The sequence below is a fragment of the Haladaptatus sp. W1 genome, assembly GCF_001723155.1.
GTDB classification, from domain to species: Archaea; Halobacteriota; Halobacteria; order Halobacteriales; family Haladaptataceae; genus Haladaptatus; species Haladaptatus paucihalophilus.
In genome coordinates, this window is the sequence record NZ_MEIH01000027.1 from 1 (window position 1) to 2,349 (window position 2,349).

Here is a 2,349-nt window from a genome sequence, read left to right on the forward strand (position 1 = left end):
ACGAGTACGCCCAGAACGGGTCGTGGGGCAGCGCGAAACAGCAGGGCGTCATCGCCGCGAAGAACATGGTCGCGGACGACGAGGAAAAGGAGTTCCGGTGGGTTTCGTCGTACTCCATCACTCACTTCGACTTCCCGTTCCTCTCCTTCGGCTTCCCGACGATGGGCGACGACGAGTGCGAGGAGAAGTACAGCGAAACCGAATGGCGTCGCCTCTCGTTCAAGGACGGAAAACTCATCGGCGGCGTCCTCATCGGCGATATCGCCCCGCAGGGCAAGTACAAGGACCTCATCCGCAACGAGGTCGAGTGTGCCGACCAGAAGGAAATCCTCCTCGAGAAGGATTTCGACCCGGACAAACTCGCACCCCAGCAGGAACAGTGAGGCCGTAGTACGGAATTTTTGTCGGGGGGATTCGTCAATTGGCAGCTGCTCGGATAACGAGTAGTTCTGGTTCCGCAACGCATCGCGGTATCGTTTCGGATGGTGGTCCTCGAACTGGGGTTCGGGTTTCGGTTCCTCGACCGTCTGCAGGTGGAAACCAGCCCGAGAAACGAACTGATGACTTCACTTATCGGTCGGTAATACGTCGGAATATCGACTTCTGGCCACTCGTTCATCACTTTCTTGGTTTCGTAGTAGCTCTCGATTTCGAACTCGGTTCGGAGGTATCGCGGATGTATCGTGGTGACGACGAAGGTCCCGTCTGGTTCCAAGATGCGACGAAATTCCGAGAACACTGGTCGCCACTCCTCGATGTGGCTGAACACCAGATTGCTGAAGACGACGTCGAGTGAATCGTTAGCGAAGTCGAGCGGTTCGGTCAAATCCGCGCGATGGAACGTTCCCTCGTCGCCGAACTCGTCTTTTGCGTGCTGAATCGCCGTTGCGCTCACGTCCACGCCGGTAACGGTCGCGCCGTTTTCGTGGAACCACGGAACGTGATCGCCGCGGCCACACCCCGCGAGCAACACCCGGCGACCGGAAAGTTCCGGAAGTACGGTTCGCGTTGCGGGCCACGAATAGTGTCGCTGAAAATAGCTCGACCCCACGGACTCGCGGTGCGGTCGAGGTCGTCTGCCTTCTCTGCTAAGATGTCATACCCTTCGATCGTTTGCTCGACTGGAGCGTTATCGTCTGTCTCCAAACTTTGACCTCGGACGTTCTACCGAACTAACAGTGAAATATTTTCTGCCGGTCTGTCGTTCTGACCGTGGTGCGTTCCAGCGTATCTCCGTATTGTCACGACGTGAAGGTTTAAGTACTACCACGACAGTTGGTATCATTGCCATGCTCGGTCGGGAGAATTCGTGAAAAAAAGCCGTCGAACCGGTAGATTCGATTCCGAACGACGCGCGCGTTCGACACTACGACGAACTCGAATACGACGCGAAAGGGCACTTCCCGAGCGTCGTCGAACGCGGCGAACAACTCATCGACTGGGAGACAGCTGGACAGTTCAGTGACGGCGATTTCGTGAAGTACACCGGTTATTTCCGGGTACTGCTCGCGTAGCGGAAGAACCATCACGTTTTTTCGAGACAATCGCCACAAGGTTTAAGAGGTGCTAAGACAATTGGTAACATGTATCAATGGCTTCGAACAGCACGAGTAGTCTCGCGTCCGCATCGACCGGAGAGACGGCCTTTACCATCACCCGAACCGAAACCGTCCCGGCGGGCGTTCGGGTGTACCACTTCGACGAACTCTCGGAGGCGACTCAACAGGTGTTCGCGGAAATCGACGGCCGCGAACGAGTCGTGAGGATGACCGAAGCGGTGGCGAACGAGTTCACGACCGACGCCCTCGTGGTGTTCGACGACTACTACCGAATCGACGTGCCCTGACCGGGCGAACGAGCAACCGAAGCCGTTTTCTCCCGCAGGACGGGATGTAGGGACATGAGCATGAGCGGAAGCGGCGAGATGACGCTGGCGTTCGAGTTGTCCGCGCTCAAAGCGTTGGCGAGTCCCGGAGCGGTGTTCGAAGACGCCCGACGCTCCGACATTCCCTTCTCCCGGAGTTCGGTGCGGAGGGTATCGAACACCTCCGTGTACTCCTCGTAGAACCGCCGCGTGACCGACTCGAGACGGAAGGCGTCGTGAATTCGGTCGGCGAGACCGCTCTCGGTCGCGTTCAGTCCCGCCAGCGCGCTGGCGACGGTTCGGTGCGTTTCGCCCGCTCCGAGGACGTACCGCCGGAGAACGGGTCGGCCGGTGGTGATGTCACCGATTCCGTCCTCGTACGGCGTCACGAGATGCCAAACGTCGGCGTCCGGAGCGTGGAAAACGGCCACGAAGGAACCGCTACCGCCCCACGCTTCGGAACGGTTGGAATCGGCGAGGTCACG

General features: G+C 58.5%; 2 protein-coding genes and 3 pseudogenes. 2 read left to right on the forward strand and 3 right to left on the reverse strand.

The window, feature by feature from the left end:
• Nucleotides 1-383 (forward strand): annotated as a pseudogene (locus BG842_RS01380) (NAD(P)/FAD-dependent oxidoreductase); the annotation flags it as partial.
• A 341-nt stretch (nucleotides 384-724) separates the two neighbouring features.
• On the opposite strand, the pseudogene BG842_RS32885 reads toward BG842_RS01380, so the two are convergent.
• Together BG842_RS32885 and BG842_RS30830 are read right to left on the reverse strand one after the other, a co-directional pair.
• A pseudogene (locus BG842_RS32885) lies at nucleotides 725-973 on the reverse strand (class I SAM-dependent methyltransferase); the annotation flags it as partial.
• On the reverse strand, nucleotides 892-1,146 hold the full coding sequence (locus BG842_RS30830) for a hypothetical protein (protein WP_069449380.1): 255 nt from the start codon (nucleotides 1,144-1,146) through the stop codon (nucleotides 892-894). The gene BG842_RS30830 and the pseudogene BG842_RS32885, both read right to left, overlap by 82 nt.
• 445 nt (nucleotides 1,147-1,591) lie before the next feature.
• On the opposite strand from BG842_RS30830, the gene BG842_RS01395 reads away from it, so the two are divergent.
• Nucleotides 1,592-1,846, forward strand: a complete 255-nt coding sequence (locus BG842_RS01395) for a hypothetical protein (RefSeq protein WP_069449382.1) — start codon at nucleotides 1,592-1,594, stop codon at nucleotides 1,844-1,846.
• Here the strand turns inward: BG842_RS01395 and BG842_RS01400 are convergent.
• Nucleotides 1,825-2,349: pseudogene (locus BG842_RS01400) on the reverse strand (hypothetical protein); the annotation flags it as partial. The gene BG842_RS01395 and the pseudogene BG842_RS01400 overlap by 22 nt on opposite strands.